Source organism: Paenibacillus sp. JZ16 (assembly GCF_015326965.1).
In the GTDB taxonomy this organism is placed as follows: domain Bacteria; phylum Bacillota; class Bacilli; order Paenibacillales; family Paenibacillaceae; genus Paenibacillus_AQ.
This window is the reverse complement of the sequence record NZ_CP017659.1, coordinates 3,284,436-3,298,551: the sequence shown is the minus strand read 5'-3', so window position 1 is coordinate 3,298,551 and position 14,116 is coordinate 3,284,436. Positions and strand designations below refer to the sequence as shown.

The following is a 14,116-nucleotide window of genomic DNA, read 5'->3' as shown; positions in this document are numbered from 1 at the left end:
CTGCTTTCATACAGCGCCTTCGGTGAAACCCGGAGGCGCTTTGTGTGGTTATTCATAGTGTTTTATATTTATGGTTAATACTATATAATCTCCTTGGAGAGGAGGGACAGCATGGACGATTTTGCCAAACAGCTTCAGGAGCAGGAGAAGGCGCTGGAAAATATTCGCCACAAGCTGGCATTGCTGCCGGACCAGCCCGGCTGTTACTTGATGAAGAATCATGAAGGCACGATTATTTATGTGGGCAAGGCCAAAGTGCTGAAGAACCGGGTACGCTCTTATTTTACCGGAAGCCATAACGGGAAGACCCAGATGCTGGTTTCGGAAATCCGCGATTTCGAATACATTGTAACCGGCAGCAACATGGAAGCATTGATTCTAGAGTGCAACCTGATCAAAACCCATCAGCCGAGATTCAACGTGCTGCTGAAGGATGATAAAACCTATCCATATCTTAAAATAACGAATGAAGAGCATCCCCGTCTGGAAGTAACCAGAAGGGTGCTTAAAGATAAAGCCAAATATTTTGGTCCCTACCCGAATGCTTACGCGGCACAGCAGACCAAGAAGCTGCTGGACCGGATGTATCCTTTGCGCAAATGCGGCGTCATGCCGAAAGAAGTGTGCTTGTACTATCATATGGGGCAATGCTTGGCTCCATGTGTGAAGGAGATTCCGAAGTCTGCATATGAGCAGATCACCGGGGAGATTACATCATTTCTTAGCGGTGGGCATGAGGAGATCAAGAAGGAACTGCAGCGCAAGATGCAGGAGGCCGCGGAGGATTTGTATTTCGAGCGAGCCAAAGAGCTGCGGGATCAGATCATCCATATTGATACGCTGATGGAGAAGCAGAAGATTACGACGACGGATACGCGGGACCGCGACGTATTCGGTTATGCTGTGGATAAAGGCTGGATGTGCGTGCAGATCCTGTACATGCGCCAAGGGAAAATGGTGCAGCGCAACAAGTCCGTTTTTCCGTTCTACGGCGATGCGCACAGCGACTTTATGTCTTTTATTGCCCAGTATTACAGCGATAATCCTGCATTGCCGCAGGAAATTCTGCTGCCTGAGCCTCTGTTGATAGACGAGGCTGGTTCGGAGTCGGTTACGGGAACGACTGCGGATACAGGTGTGCAAAGCGCAGAGGAAGCCGCGGATTCGGCGAATCCGCTTTCCGCAGGGACATTGGATGCGCAGCAGGCTGCCCTTGCCCAGGCACAGGAGAAGCAGGCGGAAGCTGCGGGCATCGTGGATGCAGCCGGAGGGGCTGCCGCCCTGCAGGAATGGCTCGGCGTGAAGGTGCATGTGCCGCAGCGCGGCTTGAAGAAGCAGATGGTGGGCATGGCATCGGATAATGCGAAGGTGTCCTTGGACGAGAAATTCCGCTTGATTGAACGCGATGAAGAACGCACCTCGGTTGCCGCGGCGAATCTGGGGGAAGTGATCGGCCTCCAGTCGCTGAACCGGATTGAGGCATTTGATAACTCGAACATTCAGGGGACCAATCCGGTATCGGCCATGGTTGTATTTACCAATGGGAAACCGGACAAGAAGGAATACCGGAAGTACAAGATCCGTACCGTGCTGGGACCGGACGATTATGATACGATGCGTGAAGTCATCCGGCGGCGGTACGAGCGCGTCTTGAAGGAGAACTTGCCGCTTCCCGATCTGATTGTGGTGGATGGAGGGAAGGGACAGATTTCCGCCGCCATCGATGTACTTGAGAATGAGCTGGGGCTGTTTATCCCGGTCTGCGGGCTTGTGAAGGATGCCAAGCATAAAACAGCGCAGCTCATGGTCGGAGACCCGCCGGAGCCGGTTACGCTTCCCCGGGACAGCCAGGAGTTCTATTTGCTGCAGCGCATTCAGGATGAGGTTCACCGTTTTGCGATTTCCTTCCACCGCGAACAGCGCGGCAAATCGATGGTATCCTCCAAGCTGGATTCCATTCCGGGCATTGGAGAGAAGCGCCGCAAGCTGCTGTTAAAGCATTTTGGCTCAGTCAAAAAAATAAAAGAGGCTTCAGTCGAAGACTTCAAGCCCCTTTCAATCGGTGAGAAATTAGCAACGGAAATTCTTAAGGCACTTCGTGAGGAGGAGTCGTGACATACGGCTTCTCTTTTTTTGTTGGATTGAAACGGTAAATCGCATAGGCGACCATCGCCGGAAGCACCATGTAGAACGCACCCATCAGCAAGTTGCTGGTATCCTTGAGCAGGATCAGGCTAATGCCCATCAAGATGCTATTAAAGATGACGTGGGAGAACATAGCCGCCAAATACCCGTATTTCAAAAAGATGTAGCTGAACAGCAAGCCGATGATCACCAGTTCAATGGGCCGGGAAATTACAGGGTATATCGGATAGAGTGTATGCCCGAGCGCCCAAATGATCGAAGTGATCAAACTGGCTACGAACGTATTGCGGACGATCTTTTTCAGCATTTTGATCCCGAACAGTCGATAGACGGCCTCCTCGGATATCCCGGCCAGCCAGGCCATCAGCGGGAAGAGCCAAGGATAGAGCATGTTGTAAGGCGATTGTGTGGCATCCGTGGTGGACCATGTATTCAAGGTCAGGCCCAGAACGACAAAGATAATGGATTGGACCCCAAGCAGGATGAAAGCCCACATATACCCCAGCTTCATGCTATCCATCACATAATGACCGTATCCAGGTTCTTTGGCGCGCGGCCATGGATTAAGCCCGTCTTCTTTGAGCCATAGCCCGCTGCCCCCGACAAGGGAGAAATAGAGCAGTGCGGAGAAGATAAGCGAATAGACCGCATAGAAGATCATCATCCCGAGTATGCCGGTTTGCGACATCCCCTCGGATTTGAAAACGGGAATCAGATTGTACGTATTCAGCATCTGAATGACAAACAGCAGCGCCGATAGGAACAGGCCGCGCTTAAACGACGTGTAGGCTCTGGTCTTCACGCTGTACACAATCGCAAGAATGCCAAGGATGAGGGTGAACAGGCCATACCCTGCAAGGGTCAGCAGCGTGGCATCTTGGGTCTGCTTGTTGACATAGGCGGAATGGGCGGCCGGAACCGAAAAAGATGGCTCATAAGAGCGTAATTTCCCCTGCTCGAATGTGAAACGGTGCTCCAATCTGGAGTCGCCGATCTTGGAATCCGGGTCCACATACCGGAGCTGGGGTTCCCCTTCCCGCGTGACCAGCTCCAGGTGCGACAGGTCATAACCCGCTCGCTGGAGCCAAGGCTCCGCAAGAGCTTGCTTCTCGGCTAATGACATGCCGTCCTCGACCACAAGCAGCATCTGTCTTTGTACATCGCCTTTGTTCAGCTCAATCCGGTCATAGCTGGAGCGGGCGTAATCGTACGAGAAGCCGACGATGCCTGAATTTTGCATGTGCACGTCCACATTGAGGGCATCGCCACCACCCGGCTTGCTGAAGCGAACGCGGTATACGTCATAGGGATATTTGGCTTCATAGGTTTTGTTGTATTCCGAAAGTCTCTTTTCCTTCGCCAGATATCCGTAAAGTTCCGATTTGGATTGATATGTAACCAGCGTGTCATCCGTTTTTGCAGCCGTAAACTGCAAAAACTCTTGAGCAAAGCTTGAAGCCGCTTGCCGAGCCTGCTCCTTGGATATGATATTCGGAGATGCCATCTCGGTAGAATCCGAATTCGTCGACGGAAACACCTGAAATAATAGGAACAGAATCAGGCCGACTGCGGCAGGCGCGATGAGCTGTTTCAGATTGGGCTTCAGCTTCAAGGGCTCTCTTGCACGATTCATGAAATTCCTCCTCTAAGAAAGTTGATACTCCCACGGGTATTCGATATGCCTGATTAAGAACGCATAGAGTCAATATAACATAGTTATGAAAGTCATAAGCAGCTTATCCCAATATCCGGAATAATGAAACAAATCGATGAAAATGAATGAAAGGTTTCGAAAACGTTAGAGAACCCTATGCTTGTATTCTTGAATATGCCCAATTCGCGCTCTTTTAAAGATTTTTTGGGTGAAAAACGGCATTGGGTTACGTACCGGATTGCGTTATAATCACATCATGCTTCAAGGAACCGAATATTCCAGCCGAATTTCGTACTGAAAATGGGGGAACCATGTAATTGGGGTGAATTTCATTATTCCCAGAATAATGAATAGGGCGACCTGTGAAAATGCCCGAATCCGTCAGCTAACCTCGTAGGCTGCAGCACAGGAACCAGACCGTAAAGGGCACTGCGTTTTCCAGTGTCTTTTTTTCTTGATTTTTTTAAGAAGGTGACCGATTGAACTCTAAATTGAACTGGCTCAGGTTGTCTCCGCCGCAGATTCTCGTGCTTGGTTTCGCGGCTATTATTTTCATCGGGACGGCGCTGTTAATGCTGCCGATATCCACAAGTACAGGTGAACCGCTGGAATTTATCGATGCCTTGTTCACTTCGACATCGGCAACTTGCGTAACGGGGCTGGTTGTGGTGGATACAGGAACGACATTCAGCTCCTTCGGACAGATCGTGATCATGCTGCTGATTCAGATCGGCGGGCTCGGTTTCATGACGATGGCCACTTTGTTTGCCTTGGCTCTCAAAAGGCGCATATCGCTCAAGGATCGCCTCATTCTGCAGGAAGCGATGAATCAGTCCTCGATGGAAGGAATCGTAAGGCTGATTCGCAGAGTACTCCTGTACTCCCTGATCATCGAGGCCTGCGGTGCCTTGATTCTATCGATCCGCTGGGCGTTTGACATGCCGATCGGCCGAGCGATTTATTATGGCGTTTTTCATGCGGTCACGATGTTTAACAACGCCGGTTTCGATTTGTTTGGCGATTTTCGGAGTTTGACCGGGTATGTCTATGATCCTGTAGTCAACGTTGTCGTGATGTTTTTGATCGTCTCGGGCGGCATCGGTTTTATCGTATTATCCGATCTGATTGATTTCCGGAAACAGCGGAGACTTTCCTTGCACTCCAAAGTAGTGCTCACCATGACGGCTACCTTGCTGCTGGTTGGATTTATCGTCATTCTTATTTTTGAATTCACCAATCCGAGGACGCTCGGCTCCCTGAATTGGGGCGGAAAATTCTTCGGCGCATTATTCCAATCCGTAACGCCGCGTACAGCTGGCGCGAATACTATAGATATTACGGGGCTTAGACAGGCCACGCAATTTTTTATCGTTATTCTGATGTTTATCGGAGCATCCCCAGGGTCAACCGGGGGTGGTATCAAAACAACAACCTTCACCATTATGGTGGGGGCGGTCATCGCCATGATGCGCGGGCGTGAAGACATCGTCATGTTCCGTTATCGCCTGGCCCAGGAGCGGGTGCTGAAGGCACTGACCATTGCATTACTGGCACTGCTGCTCGTTCTAACCGTATCGATGATTCTGTCGACGACAGAGGAAGGGGATTTCCTGGAGATTTTATTCGAAACGACATCCGCCTTCGGTACGGTGGGTCTCTCCATGGGCCTAACGCCCGATCTGACGGTGTTCGGCAAGGTTTTGATCAGCATTACGATGTTTGCAGGACGATTGGGGCCGTTGACGCTTGCTTATGCACTGGGGCCGAAAAAGGGTAAAGAATTATATCGTCATCCGGAAGGCAAAATGATTATTGGATAAGGAGTACTGGAGAGACATGAAACCAAAGCAATTTGCAATCATCGGTTTGGGACGATTTGGCGCCAGCCTGGCGCTTGAACTGATGGAACAAGGATATGAGGTGCTCGGCATCGACCGAAATGAAGAGGTTGTCGAGGATATGAGCGAGCTGCTGACACACACGGTGGTAGCGGATGCTACCGATGAAGAGGTGCTTAAATCGCTCGGTATTCGTAACTTCGACTGCGGCATTGTTGCGATCGGAAACGATATTCAGATGAGCATCTTATCCGCCATCTTGTTGAAAGAGCTTGGTGTCGCCATGGTCGTTGCCAAGGCGATTTCGGTGCTGCACGGCCGGGCGCTGGAGAAGCTGGGCGTCGACCGGGTGATCTTTCCGGAACGGGATATGGGAATCCGGGTAGCTCACCAGCTTGTCACGCCCAATCTGCTTGACTATATCGAATTATCCAAGGACTATCTGATTGTGGAGATGACGGTCACGGACTGCATGGACGGAAAAACGCTTAGCGAGCTCAATACGAGGGTTCGTTACGGTGTCAGCGTGGTGGCCCTGAATAAACAATCCGGCATCATCGTAGCGCCGACAGCCATGGATGTGGTGAACTCCGGCGACATTATGGTCGTTATCGGCTCCAATGATAATGTGGATCGCTTTGAGTCTGAGGTCGTGAATATGCTCGAAAAATAAATACAGAAGAAAAAAACCTGACGGTCATGCATATCGTCAGGTTTTCTTCATTTTGTCCTCCTCCAGCTTACGGAATAGAATTTCCGTTTCGTCAATCCAGCGGCTGGCCGCCTTGCTTAAATCCGAAGCTTGGCCGTAGATCAGCGAAGTCGTTCGCCGGGTTTCAATGAGGGCCGGAATATGAATGTCGACAAGCCCGTTGTCGGATAACAGCTGCGGCCTGAGATAGGATTTGGGCAGAAGTGCGGCCGCCTTGCAGGTCGGGATGAGCCTGACGATCGCTTCGAAGGAGTCGATCTCCATCCGGATATCCGGCATAATGCCCCAGCGGTGGAACAGGTCATCCGTCAGCTTGCGGTACCAGGTTCCAGTCGAGAAAATGATCATCGGCAAGCCTTGAAGCTGCTCGATTCCAACATCTTCGAGCTCCGCCAGCGGATGTGAAGAAGGGATGACAAGCTCCAGATGGTCATCAAACAACGGGATGCAGTTTAATCCGGGCTGGTTGATGGAGGAGGCGACAATGCCGACATCGACGCGTTTATCTCTTACATAAGAAACGATCTCATGGGTCTTGCCGGTAATCAGTTTGATTTCGGCCGCGGGATGACGCTCCATGAATGCGTTAACGAGCGGGGGCAAGGTGGTCTGAAGGGTGGTCAGGCTGGCCCCCAGGTTGATCGAGATCTGATCCCCCTCCCGGTAATGGGCCAACGTCTGCATGAATTTGATCTGCTGCTGCCGCTGCTCCAGGGCAAAGGTGTACACAATCTGTCCGATGGAGGTAAGCTCCAGCCGTTTGCCCCGGCGGTTGAACAGCTGCAGCCCGAGCTGGTCCTCCAGCTTGGCTATTTTCCGGGACAGGGCTGGCTGGGACAAGTTAAGCAGCTTGGAGGCCTGGTTTATGCTGGATTGCTCTACAACGACGGCGAACATGTCCAGTTCTTCGAACATGGAATTCCTCCTATATAAAATAGACATGCTTGCAAAACATTGCTTATGCGTATAGATTATAACGATTAATAATTATATTGCAATTCCATTATAAGAAAAAAAGGAGTAACATGAAACATGACACAAGTTGTTCACACGATTGCCGAAATCGGCAGCTTTTTGTCGTTGCAACGGTTTAATGCTAGTTCATAAAGGCCGGTTTAGATGCCGAGTGGCTTCCTGATTCACTTCGTGATCCAAAGCGGGCTTTTTGAACAACCTCCTTTAGGACGGACAGGGTAAGTGTAATTGTTCTGAAAATAGGAAAGATTGAAAATGAAAACGCTGCACATTGGAAAGGGGAACGTCAACTGATGAAAGGGTATTATTCCAGAAAGCTGCATTCTTTACTCGGTGTCATACCGCTTGGAGCATTTTTGCTCAGCCATATGATTTCCAACTTTAAGGCTTTCGAGGGTGGAAAGGAAGGCTTCGCAAGCGCGGTCCATTTTTTGAACAGCATGCCGCTGGTATTTTTCCTCGAGCTGTTCCTGATCTGGCTGCCACTGCTATATCACGGCGTCTACGGGTTATACATTGCTTACCAGGCGAATAACAACGTGGGCAATTACAACTATGAACGGAACATCCGCTTTACCATCCAACGGATCACCGGTGTTATTACGTTCGTTTTTGTTATCTGGCATATGTACGATACGCGTTTCCAAATCATGATCGGCAAAATCACGCATGACGATTTGGGCGCCACGATGCACGGCATCATGAACAATCCGGTTCTGTTTGCTCTGTACGTCATCGGCGTTGTTTCCGCAACCTTCCACTTCGCTAACGGCCTGTGGGCGTTCCTCGTCAGCTGGGGCATTACCGTCGGTCCGCGCGCGCAGAAGGTATCCACTTACATCTGCATGGGCTTGTTCGTATTGATGAGCGTGCTGTTTGTTCTTGCTATGACAGCATTCCGCGGCTCCGAATTCCAGGCGGCGACGGCAGCGATCGATGTAGTTAAGACAGTCTTAAGTTAAGGGGAGTGAACGAAAAATGGCATCTAATATTATTGTAGTGGGCGGCGGCCTCGCCGGGCTGATGGCAACCATCAAAGCGGCAGAAGCAGGAGCTCACGTTCATCTATTCTCACTTGTACCTGTTAAACGCTCTCACTCCGTGTGTGCGCAAGGCGGCATCAATGGAGCCGTGAATACGAAAGGTGAGGGCGACTCTCCTTGGGAGCATTTTGACGATACGGTGTACGGCGGCGACTTCCTTGCGAATCAGCCTCCGGTCAAAGCGATGTGCGAAGCGGCACCGGGCATTATCCACTTGATGGACCGCATGGGCGTTATGTTTAACCGTACGCCGGAAGGACTGCTCGATTTCCGCCGCTTTGGCGGAACGAAGCGTCACCGGACTGCGTTTGCCGGCGCAACGACCGGACAACAGCTGCTCTATGCGCTTGATGAGCAGGTTCGCCGCTGGGAAACCGCGGGTCTTGTGACCAAGTATGAGAACTGGGAGTTCCTGAATGCGATCATCGACGACGAAGGCGTGTGCCGCGGTATCGCTGCTCAGGATCTGCGCTCGATGGAGATCAAGTCGTTCAAAGCTGAAGCTGTCATTCTCGCAAGCGGTGGACCTGGTATTATTTTCGGAAAAACGACCAACTCGGTGATCAACACGGGAACAGCGGCCAGTGCCGTTTATCAGCAAGGCGTTCATTATGCCAACGGCGAGTTCATCCAGATTCACCCGACAGCCATTCCAGGCGATGACAAGCTCCGCTTGATGTCGGAATCGGCACGCGGTGAAGGCGGACGGATCTGGACCTATAAAGACGGCAAGCCATGGTACTTCCTCGAAGAGAAATACCCAGCTTACGGAAACTTGGTGCCGCGCGACATCGCTACGCGTGAAATCTTCTCCGTCTGCGTCGATATGGGACTTGGCATCAATGGCGAGAACATGGTCTACCTCGACCTCTCCCATAAAGATCCGAAAGAGCTGGACGTTAAGCTTGGCGGCATCATTGAAATCTATGAGAAATTCATGGGCGATGATCCGCGTAAAATCCCGATGAAGATCTTCCCGGCAGTCCATTATTCCATGGGCGGCATGTGGGTCGATTACAACCAAATGACGAACATTCCGGGGCTGTTCGCAGCCGGAGAATGCGAGTATCAATACCACGGTGCGAACCGTCTGGGAGCGAACTCCCTGGTTTCCGCCATTTACGGCGGTATGGTGGCCGGACCGAAGGCGATTGAATATGTCAAAGGCCTGAAGAAGTCCGCTGAGGATGTTTCCTCCACAGTATTTGATCGCGCTGCGAAAGAGCAAACGACCAAATACGAAGGCCTGCTCAAGATGGAAGGAACCGAGAATGCTTATGTAATCCATAAAGAGCTCGGCGAATGGATGACCAACAACATGACGGTGGTTCGCTACAATGACAAGCTTGAAGCTACCATCGGCAAAATCAAGGAATTGAAGCAGCGTTACCGCAATATCAATATGACGGATACCTCCCGCTGGAATAACCAGGGCGTGGCGTTCACGCGCCAGCTGTGGAACATGCTGGAGCTGTCCGAAGCCATGACGCTGGGTGCGCTTCTCCGGAACGAAAGCCGTGGGGCTCACTATAAGCCGGAATTCCCTGATCGTAACGATGAAGAATTCCTCAAGACAACCAAAGCGACCTGGACGCCTGATGGACCGCAGATTTCATACGAAGAAGTGGATGTTTCCTTAATCCCGCCGCGTATTCGCGACTATTCGAAAGACAAGTAAGAAGGAAGGGGGATTTACGATGTCTCAAACGACAGCCGCCTCAAAGAGCGTTAAGTTTATCATTACACGTCAGGACAATCCGGAGACGAAATCCTATACTGAGGAATTCGAAATTCCGTACCGTCCCGGCATGAACGTTATAAGTGCGCTGATGGAAATTCAGCGCAATCCCCAAAATGCGCAGGGCCAAACGACCGCACCTGTATGCTGGGACTCCAACTGCCTTGAAGAAGTGTGTGGAGCTTGCTCCATGGTCATTAACGGCAAGCCGCGCCAAGCGTGTGCGGCTCTGATCGATAAGCTGGAACAGCCGATCCGAATTCAGCCGATGAAGACTTTCCCGGTTGTCAGAGACTTGGTAATCGACCGCAGTCGCATGTTCACGGCGCTTAAGCGCGTGAAGGCGTGGATTCCGATCGATGGCACCTACGACCTTGGCCCTGGACCTAAAATGGCGGAGAAGAAGCGCCAGTGGGCTTACGAGCTGTCCAAATGCATGACATGCGGTGTATGTCTTGAGGCTTGCCCGAACGTCAACGAAAAAACGGACTTTATCGGTCCTGCCGCCATTTCCCAAGTTCGCTTGTTCAATGCTCACCCGACAGGCGAGATGAACAAGGAAGAGCGTCTGGAAGCGCTGATGCAGGACGGAGGCATCGAGGGCTGCGGTAACTCGCAGAACTGCGTGCGTTCTTGTCCGAAGGGCATTCCGCTGACCACGTCGATTGCGGAAATGAACAAGGATACCACCAAACACCTGTTTAAGCGCTGGCTTAGCGTTTAATCGGTTAAGTTCAACACCAGGGCGTCTGACCGGGGCATCGCTTCGGTACAGGCGCTTTTTTGTTGTGTGCTATCATTTATGTGTTTTTTAGGATATTGAGATAGAGGTGAGTCACTTGATCATTGAAAGACCGATTACGATAAAGGATATAAGCGATGACCTGATTGCTCTGGGCGTAAGGAAGGGAATGACCCTGCTGGTTCATTCCTCGCTCAAGAGCCTGGGCGGATGGATCGTCGGCGGTCCGGAGGCGGTTATACTGGCCCTGGAGGATATTCTGGGCGATGAAGGGACACTGGTGATGCCGACGCAGTCTGCGAACTTAACCGATCCGAAGACATGGGGGAATCCTCCGGCCGACCCGAAATGGTGGGATCTGATCCGCGAAGGCATGCCTCCCTATGATCCGGCTCTGACCGTCACATCAGGGATGGGGATCATACCGGAAGTGTTCCGCAAGCAAGAAGGGGTCATCCGAAGCTTACACCCGCATGTTTCGTTTGCTGCACGCGGCAGGGAAGCGGAGGCGCTTATGCAACCCCATTCGCTGGATTACGGTTTGGGAGAAGCCTCTCCGCTGGCGCGTTTATATAAAGCTGGGGCCTATGTGCTTATGCTCGGCAGCGGCTATGGCAATAATACTTCCTTCCACTTAAGCGAATATCGTGCGGATTGGGCAGGCAAGAAGGCGGTTACCGCCCACGCGCCAGTACGCAGGGTACAGGGAATAACAGAGTGGGAGGCATTTCAGGATATCAACTATCACTCCGACGATTTTGAAGCGATTGGAGCCTCGTTTGAAGCGGAATGCACCGGTGCATATAAGCACGGCCGTGTAGGAAAGGCAGACTGCGTATTGGCCGAACAACGGGCCATGGTGGATCATGCCGTACAGTGGTTGGTGAAGAACCGTTAGATGCTAAAGACAAGGCAGTTGGACGGCTTTCGTTCGTCTCGCATGCGTGTTTTGGCGCTATTTTTTAATACGGGCTCGGCCGGACATGAACGTTGTATAAAGTGAGCAGAGGCGAAACTACCAGCGACCTCCAGGTGCATAAATACCGTTACAAGGGTAATAAAGGTGTAATGGTACGGTCTGCAGCTTCAGACCTCAAGCCAAAGGAGGGACTTGTAAAATGTCATGGTGGATGTGGCTGCTCAATTTGACGGGCTTCCTGCTGTTGATTTATTTGTTCTACAGCATGGACAAGAAGTGGTCCAGCAGGCCTTTGCTGCTTGCCCCACTGCTCATTTATGTCCTGGTATCGGTTGAAGATTTGCTTGGGTGGATCGATCTGATGAACGTGGTGCCCGGAGATGGCGGCATGCGCGCTCTAATCCTGTTGTTTTCATTATGCTCCGTTATTTTCTATGTGCTGTATATATTCGACAAGATTGCAGACTCCGTCCATCAGCATGTTGATATGAAAACAACCTTGGTCCGGATCAGCATGGCGGCGGGGATGTGCATTTTGTTTTTCACGATGGTGTATATGTCGATCTATAAGCTGTTCGGAGGCACTTCCTTCGAAGGCGAGAACCTTGGCCAGGATTTGCTGAGCCAGTTCATTACCTTCCTGTATTTCAGCATGGCGACGTTTGTCACGGTCGGGTATGGCGATGTAGCCCCAATCGATAATACGTCCCGGCTTGTCGTAGTGCTGGAGATTGCCTTCAGTTTCATTACCGTTGCGTATGCGCTGTCCATGCTGGGAACGCTGCGCCGGATTTTCACACCGGGCGATGACGGCTTGGATGTGGCTGGCAGTGAAGAGAAGGCGAAGGCCAATAAGCCGCATCGAAGAAAGCATTCATCCATGTAAAAAAGCGCATCTTTGACGATGCGCCTTTTTTATTTGTGCTAGTGGCAATTGAGCAAGGTCTTAGTTAAAGCTACGGCTTCATCAGCTTTTTCAGAATGCCGAGCCCGTTCTTGGAAGGATAGCGGAATTTGAAATCGAACCGGTTGGTCTGCTTGAGCACGCTTTTCTTATGGGAGAAGGTATGGAAGCTGTGTTCCCCGTGGTAGGCGCCCATCCCGCTCTCGCCGACACCCCCGAATGGAAGGAAGGGAGTGGCCAGATGCATCAGCGTATCGTTGACACATCCCCCGCCAAAAGAAACCGAGGAGAGCACGTAATCCTGAACGTCTTCATTCTCCGTGAACAAGTAAAGGGCGAGCGGCTTGGGACGGTGATGAATCGCCTGGACAGCTTCGTGTACATCTTCATATGTCAGGATCGGACACAGGGGGCCGAAAATCTCTTCTTCCATAACCGGCATATCCCAAGTGATATCGTCCAGCACGGTGGGCTCGATGCGCAAGTTCTCCTTAGAGCGGTTCCCGCCATGGCGAAGGGTTCCATTGTTCAGAAAGCCGGACAGCCGCTCAAAATGCTTCTCCGATACAATGCGCCCATAGTCGGGATTAGTTAGAGGGTTCTCGCCGTAAAACGAAGTGATGGCGTCTTTCAGGTGCGCGATGAACTTCTCCTTGACCTTGCTGTGTACGAGCACATAATCAGGCGCGACGCAGGTTTGGCCGGCATTGGTATATTTGCCAAATGCGATACGTGCTGCCGCCAGGGCCAGAGGGGCATCCTCGTGGACGATACAGGGGCTTTTGCCTCCAAGCTCCAGCGTCACCGGGATCAACTGCTTGGCGGCGGCTTGCATGACGATTTTGCCGACATGGGTACTGCCGGTAAAAAAGATATAATCCATTGGCTGCTCCAGCAAGCTTGTGCTTACCTCGGGTCCTCCCTCCACTGAAGCCACGTATTGCGGGTCAAACGTCTCCGTGATGATGGACGTAATGAGTCCGGATACGTTAGGCGTCAGCTCGGAGGGCTTTACAATCGCGGTGTTCCCGGCGGCCAAAGCTCCGATCAGCGGAGAGATGGCCAGTTGCCAAGGATAATTCCAGGGAGCAATAATCAGTACCGTACCGTAGGGCTCAGGGTAGACCATTCCCTTGCTGCCTACATGCGTCAATGCGGTTTTGACTCGCTGCGGCTTGGCCCAGCGCTTCAGATTCTTTAGGATGAAGGAAAGCTCCTTATACACAATGCCGATCTCCGTCGTGAAGGCCTCCTGTTCACTTTTGTTCAAGTCTTTGCGAAGGGCCTCCATAATATCGTTTTCCCTGGCAATCAGAACCTGGCGCAGCTTGGTCAGCTGCTGCAGACGGAAATCCACTTCCTTGGTGATGTCTTTATGAAAAAAACGCCGCTGAGCTGAAACTAATGCTGCGATCGAATCGTTAACAATCATATGTAAACCCCTCT

General features: G+C 51.5%; 11 protein-coding genes and 1 riboswitch. Of the genes, 8 read left to right on the top strand and 3 right to left on the bottom strand.

The genetic code is table 11. The features are described from left to right. Nucleotides 1-111 precede the first annotated feature (111 nt). Nucleotides 112-2,115 (top strand): excinuclease ABC subunit UvrC, encoded by a 2,004-nt coding sequence (gene uvrC / locus BJP58_RS14975; RefSeq protein ID WP_194544534.1) that lies wholly within the window; start codon nt 112-114, stop codon nt 2,113-2,115. Here the strand turns inward: uvrC and BJP58_RS14970 are convergent. After that, nucleotides 2,087-3,778: a CPBP family intramembrane glutamic endopeptidase gene (locus BJP58_RS14970; RefSeq protein WP_194544533.1), complete on the bottom strand. Its 1,692-nt coding sequence runs from the start codon at nt 3,776-3,778 to the stop codon at nt 2,087-2,089. The two genes, uvrC and BJP58_RS14970, sit on opposite strands and share 29 nt — an antisense overlap. A 291-nt stretch (nt 3,779-4,069) precedes the next feature. Further along, a riboswitch (cyclic di-AMP (ydaO/yuaA leader) is annotated at nt 4,070-4,214 on the top strand. Between the two features lie 64 nt (nt 4,215-4,278). Between BJP58_RS14970 and BJP58_RS14965 the strand changes: the two genes are divergently transcribed. Next, on the top strand, nt 4,279-5,619 hold the full coding sequence (locus BJP58_RS14965; protein WP_194544532.1) for a TrkH family potassium uptake protein: 1,341 nt from the start codon (nt 4,279-4,281) through the stop codon (nt 5,617-5,619). A gap of 16 nt (nt 5,620-5,635) precedes the next feature. Beyond that, entirely contained in the window at nt 5,636-6,310 is a 675-nt protein-coding gene (locus BJP58_RS14960) for a potassium channel family protein (protein WP_009592874.1), read from the top strand. 36 nt (nt 6,311-6,346) lie between these two features. On the opposite strand, the gene BJP58_RS14955 is transcribed toward BJP58_RS14960, so the two are convergent. Continuing rightward, entirely contained in the window at nt 6,347-7,264 is a 918-nt protein-coding gene (locus BJP58_RS14955) for a LysR family transcriptional regulator (protein WP_194544531.1), read from the bottom strand. Between the two features lie 353 nt (nt 7,265-7,617). On the opposite strand from BJP58_RS14955, the gene BJP58_RS14950 reads away from it, so the two are divergent. The 5 genes from BJP58_RS14950 to BJP58_RS14930 all read left to right on the top strand — a co-directional run bounded on the left by BJP58_RS14950 (nt 7,618) and on the right by BJP58_RS14930 (nt 12,652). Continuing rightward, entirely contained in the window at nt 7,618-8,286 is a 669-nt protein-coding gene (locus BJP58_RS14950) for a succinate dehydrogenase cytochrome b558 subunit (RefSeq protein ID WP_071222413.1), read from the top strand. Between the two features lie 16 nt (nt 8,287-8,302). Beyond that, the gene (sdhA, locus tag BJP58_RS14945) at nt 8,303-10,045 is read left to right on the top strand and encodes a succinate dehydrogenase flavoprotein subunit (protein ID WP_071222414.1); all 1,743 of its coding nucleotides are present in this window, start codon (nt 8,303-8,305) and stop codon (nt 10,043-10,045) included. A 19-nt stretch (nt 10,046-10,064) separates the two neighbouring features. Beyond that, nucleotides 10,065-10,829, top strand: a complete 765-nt coding sequence (gene sdhB / locus BJP58_RS14940) for a succinate dehydrogenase iron-sulfur subunit (protein WP_194544530.1) — start codon at nt 10,065-10,067, stop codon at nt 10,827-10,829. Nucleotides 10,830-10,944: 115 nt separating this feature from the next. After that, a complete protein-coding gene (locus BJP58_RS14935) occupies nt 10,945-11,745 on the top strand; it encodes an AAC(3) family N-acetyltransferase (RefSeq protein WP_194544529.1) in 801 nt (266 codons plus the stop codon). A gap of 220 nt (nt 11,746-11,965) precedes the next feature. Continuing rightward, nucleotides 11,966-12,652 (top strand): potassium channel family protein, encoded by a 687-nt coding sequence (locus tag BJP58_RS14930; protein WP_194544528.1) that lies wholly within the window; start codon nt 11,966-11,968, stop codon nt 12,650-12,652. A gap of 70 nt (nt 12,653-12,722) precedes the next feature. Here the strand turns inward: BJP58_RS14930 and BJP58_RS14925 are convergent, their stop codons facing one another. Continuing rightward, nucleotides 12,723-14,102 carry an aldehyde dehydrogenase gene (locus BJP58_RS14925; protein ID WP_194544527.1) on the bottom strand — a complete coding sequence of 460 codons (1,380 nt, stop codon included), beginning with the start codon at nt 14,100-14,102 and terminating at the stop codon, nt 12,723-12,725. Nucleotides 14,103-14,116: the final 14 nt, after the last annotated feature.